This window comes from Streptomyces yerevanensis (genome assembly GCF_000716805.1).
In the GTDB taxonomy this organism is placed as follows: domain Bacteria; phylum Actinomycetota; class Actinomycetes; order Streptomycetales; family Streptomycetaceae; genus Streptomyces; species Streptomyces flaveus.
On record NZ_JNWJ01000146.1, the window covers coordinates 1 to 4587 of the forward strand.

Sequence of the window (4587 nt, forward strand, 5' to 3'; positions counted from 1 at the left end):
CTCACTGGAACGCATACGGGGCATCTGGGAGGACATCGCCCAGATGCCCGGCGTACGGGACACGGTCACCGCGCTCACCCTGTCCAGCGTCGTCAACCGTCCGAGAGGAGGGCGGAGTTCGGCGGCACCGGGGTGAGCAGTCCGGTCGCCTGTTCCCGGTCGAGCAGCCCGGCCTGGACCACGAGGTCCACCAGGTCACTCCCGGTCGCGAGAGCCTGTTTGGCGATGGTTGCGGCTGCCGTGTAGCCGATGTGCGGGGTCAGGGCGGTCACCGAGCCAACGGAACGGGCGGCCTGCCGTGCCAGGTGTTCCTCGTGGGCGGTGATCCCGGCGACGCAGTGGGTGCGCAGTGCCGTGCAGCCGCGCGTGAGCCACTGGATTGAGGTCAGCAGCAGGTGCCCGATCAGCGGCTCGAAGGCGTTGAGCTGGAGTTGCCCGTTCTCCGCGGCCATCGTGATCGACACATCCGCTCCCGCGACCGCGTAGCTGATCTGGTTGACCATCTCCGGGATCACCGGGTTGACCTTGCCCGGCATGATCGACGAGCCCGCCTGGCGGGGCGGCAGGGCGATCTCACCCAGGCCGCTCTGCGGGCCGCTGGACAGCAGGCGCAGGTCATTGCAGATCTTCGACAGCTTGACGGCCAGCCGCTTCAGCAGGCCCGACACCAGCAGGAAGGCGCCGGTGTCGGAGGTCGCCTCGACCAGGTCGAAGGATGGCTTCAGCTCGAGCCCGGTGAGGACGGCCAGATGTCGTACGGCTGCTTCGGCGTAGCCGGGCTCGGCGGTGATGCCGGTGCCGATGGCGGTGGCGCCGAGGCTGATCTCGTGCAGCAGCGGCAGGCTCTCACGCAGGCGGGCCATGTCCTCGACCAGGGTTACGCCGAAGGCGGTGAACTCCTGGCCGAGGGTCATGGGCACGGCGTCCTGCAGCTGGGTGCGGCCCACCTTCACCACGTGGGCGAACTCGGCTCCCTTGGCCGCGAACGCGTCGGTGAGCGGGCCCAGTTCGGCCAGCAGCCCGTCCAGGGCGGTGCTGACAGCGAGCCGCAGTGCGGTGGGGTAGACGTCGTTGGTGGACTGGCAGCGGTTGACGTGGTCGAGCGGGGAGATGACGCCGTAGCGGCCCCGCTCCAAGCCCAGGTGTTCCAGGGCGAGGTTGGCGATGACCTCGTTGGCGTTCATGTTGGTGCTGGTGCCAGCGCCGCCCTGGATGACGTCGACGCAGAACTCCTGGTGGTGGCGCCCGGCCTCGATGGCCTGGCAGGCCGCCTCGACCGCCCGGGCGATGTCCGGCTCCAGCGCGCCGATCTCGCCGTTGGCCCGGGCGGCGGCGCGCTTGACGGTGGCCAGCGCCCGGACCAGGGCCGGGTGGGCGGCCAGCGGGATGCCGCTGGCCTGGAAGTTCTCCAGCGCCCGGGCGGTGTGCACCCCCCAGTAGGCATCGGCGGGGACCGGGAGTTCCCCCAGGGAGTCGCCTTCGGTGCGGAAGACTGTCACCGCGTGTCGCCGATGTGGTGGACGCAGACGACCTTGGGCTGGGTCATCTCCTCGAAGGCGAAGCGCACGCCCTCGCGGCCCATGCTGCCGTACTTGAATCCGCCGAACGGCATGGCGTCGAAGCGGTAGTCGGACGAGTCGTTGATCATGACTCCGCCGGCTTCCAGTAGCCGGGCCGCGGTCAGGGCGCGGTCCAGGCGCGAGGTGAAGATGCCCGCGTGGAGGCTGTAGTCGATGGCGTTGGCCTGCTCGATGGCGTCCTCGAAGGACGTGAACGGCTGCAGCACGACGACCGGGGCGAACACCTCCTCCTGCCAGATCGAGCAGGTCGCCGGGACGTCTTCCAGGACGGTCGGCGCGTACAGGGAGCCGGAGGCGTCGTTGCCGCACAGCAGCACCGCGCCCTGGGCCACCGCCGTGTCGACCTTGGCGCGGGTGGCGGCCGCGGCCTCCTGGGTGATCATGGGGCCGACGTCGGTGCGCTCGTCGAGCGGGTCGCCGACGCGCAGCAGCTTGGTGCGGGCGACAAAGGCGTCGCGGAAGCACTCGTAGACCTCGCGGGCGATCAGGATCCGCTGGGTGCCGATGCAGTTCTGGCCCGCGGCCCAGAACGCGCCGGAGACACACGAGGCCACAGCCTCCTCCAGGTCGGCGTCGTCCATGACGATGACCGGGGCGTTGCCGCCCAGGTCCATGGCGAGCTTTTTCACCCCGGCCGTGCGGGAGATGGCCTCGCCGGTGGCGAATCCGCCGGTGAAGGACACCATGCGCACGTCGGGGGCGGCCACGATCGCGGCACCAATGTCGGCATTGCCGTTGACGACGGTGACGATCTCCTCGGGCAGGCCGGCCTCGATGAGGGTGTCGACCAGGCGCAGCGCGGACAGCGGCGTCAGCGCGGACGGTTTGAGGATGACCGCGTTGCCGCCGGCGATGGCCGGGCCGAGCTTGTGGGCGACCAGGTTGAGGGGGTCGTTGAACGGAGTGATGGCGGCGATGATGCCCAGCGGTTCGCGGGTGAACCAGCCCTGCCGTTTCTCCGAGCCCTCATAGGAGTCGAAGGGGATGACCTCACCGGCGTTGCGCCGCGCCTCGGCCGCGGACAGGGACAAGGTGTTGACCGCACGGGCGGCTTCCTTGCGGGCCTGGGTGATGGTCTTGCCGGCCTCGCTGACAATCAGCTGAGCGAAGGACTCGGCGCGCCGCTCGATCAGGTGGGCGGCGCGTTCCAGGATCGCGGCCCTGGAGGCGCGGGACAGCGCGGCCGCGGTGCGGCGCCCGCACCTGGCCTGCTGCAGGATGCTGCCGACGGCGCCCGCGTCGACGGTGGGCACCGAGGCGATGACCTCGCCGGTGTAGGGGTTGTGCACGGGCGCCGTGTCGGTGCCGACTTCGATGCCGGGGGGCACGACGGTGTCAGACACGGTGAGTCTCCTTCAGAACCGGGCGCGTGGGAGCGGTGTCGTCGGCGTGGCGCTGGTGGATGGCGATGATGTCCGACAGCAGGGCGTAGGCGGTCTCGATGCGCCCGGCGCCCGGCCCGCAGACCGTGACGGTGCCGAGGAGATCGGTGTGGAAGGCGACCGCGTTGACCGCGCCGGAGATCCCGGCGAGCGGGTGCTGGGCGGGCAGGGCGAGCGGGGCGACGCGGGCATCGACGCTGCCGTCCTCGTGGCGGGTGGCGGAGCCGACCAGCTTCCAGCGCAGCCCCTTCGAGGCGGCGTCCTGCACCTCGTGGGGGGTGATCGCCAAGATGCCCTCGCAGAAGACGTCCTCGCGGCGCAGGTCGGCGCCGAGGACCTCGTTGGCCAGGATCATGACCTTGAGCTGGACGTCGTGGCCCTCGATGTCCGCGGTGGGATCGGCTTCGGCGTACCCGAGCTCCTGGGCTTCCGTGATGGCCGCAGGCAGATCGACGCCCTCTTCCAGGCGGCCCAGGATGTAGTTCGAGGTGCCGTTCATGATGCCCTGGACGCCGGTGATCTCCAGGCCGGCGAACATGCGCTCGGCGGTGCGCAGGATGGGGGTGCCGCTGAGTACCGAGCCCTCGAACTCGAAGCTGACACCGTGCTCGGCGGCCAGCTGCTTCAGTGTCCGGCCGGCGAGGGCGACCGGTCCCTTGTTGGTGGTGCACACGTGCTTGCCCGATTCCAGGGCCCAGCGCACATGGGAGAGGGCGGGCTCGCCGTCGGTGGGGTTGGTGAACGTCGCCTCCACGACGATGTCGGCCGGGACCTCGCGGATCACCCACTCGTTGCGCGGATCAGCGCTGCCTCCGGCAAGGCCCGCGAAGCTCAGCTCCCCGGGCTCGGTGGCCAGCAGCGGCGCCAGATCGATGCCGTCGGTGTCCACCAGGCAACCGGCCCGCAGGTCGGTGATCGCCACCACCCGCAGGGCGAAGCCCAGCTCCCTGGCCAGGCGCTCCCCGCTTTGGGATATGAGCTCGGCAAGCGCGCGATTGACGCCGCCGAACCCGATGAGGGCGAGATCGTATCGGCCCATGAGATCGCTCCTTCACATACCGCCGCCCACACGGTGCGGCTGCTCAGAGCCTCGCTGTCCGGCCTGTCACCTGCTCCATGCCGCAACGACCACGACGCATGCCGATCTGTACCGTTGTGATGACGATTCGCTCACCCCGCGTCCGGCGACACGATCGCGGCCCCTATCGGTGCTTCACCTCCATCCGGTTTCCCGCCGTTGATCCTCGGAGTTTTCTGTCCGGCAGCCTCTTGACTCCCCTCCGGGACACTGCCAACCTCTGTGCCATATTCCAGCACTTCATTCCACAATGTGGCATGCCTGAAAGTGTTGGCCGGTAACTCCGAGAGTGCAACGGTTGCGATGCGGCGTTTCCAAATCCTCTGGACCCCGTCCAAACCGCCTTGAATCGAACAGCTTCACGTCGGGGGCCCGTAAGCCCTCAGCGTTACGAAAGGAAAGTTCTGTGTCAGCTGCCAGGAAGCGTGTCGCCGTGGTCGGTACCGGCACGATGGGCAGCCAGGCCGCCTGGCGGCTGGCGGCACGGGGCGCCGAAGTCGTCGGCTACGACCGGTTCGCCCCCGGCCACGACCGCAGCGCCGCGGGC

Annotated in this window: 4 protein-coding genes; 1 reads left to right on the plus strand and 3 read right to left on the minus strand. The window is 69.6% G+C overall.

Annotation, left to right across the window (positions count from 1 at the left end; genetic code table 11):
* Positions 1-92 precede the first annotated feature (92 nt).
* From OP79_RS48390 to OP79_RS48400, 3 genes are read right to left on the minus strand one after another with little or no spacing between them, the layout of a single operon-like run.
* Complete coding sequence (locus tag OP79_RS48390) at positions 93-1499, minus strand: aspartate ammonia-lyase (protein ID WP_033329611.1); 1407 nt, start codon at positions 1497-1499, stop codon at positions 93-95.
* On the minus strand, positions 1496-2923 hold the full coding sequence (locus OP79_RS48395) for an aldehyde dehydrogenase family protein (protein ID WP_078492530.1): 1428 nt from the start codon (positions 2921-2923) through the stop codon (positions 1496-1498). Before OP79_RS48395 ends, OP79_RS48390 begins: the two co-directional genes overlap by 4 nt.
* On the minus strand, positions 2916-4001 hold the full coding sequence (locus OP79_RS48400; RefSeq protein WP_033329612.1) for a homoserine dehydrogenase: 1086 nt from the start codon (positions 3999-4001) through the stop codon (positions 2916-2918). The genes OP79_RS48395 and OP79_RS48400 overlap by 8 nt, the downstream gene beginning before the upstream one ends.
* Positions 4002-4329: 328 nt before the next feature.
* Here OP79_RS48400 and OP79_RS58195 point away from each other — a divergent pair.
* The coding region (locus OP79_RS58195; RefSeq protein ID WP_281194621.1) for an NAD(P)-dependent oxidoreductase at positions 4330-4587 on the plus strand (258 nt) is incomplete at its 3' end.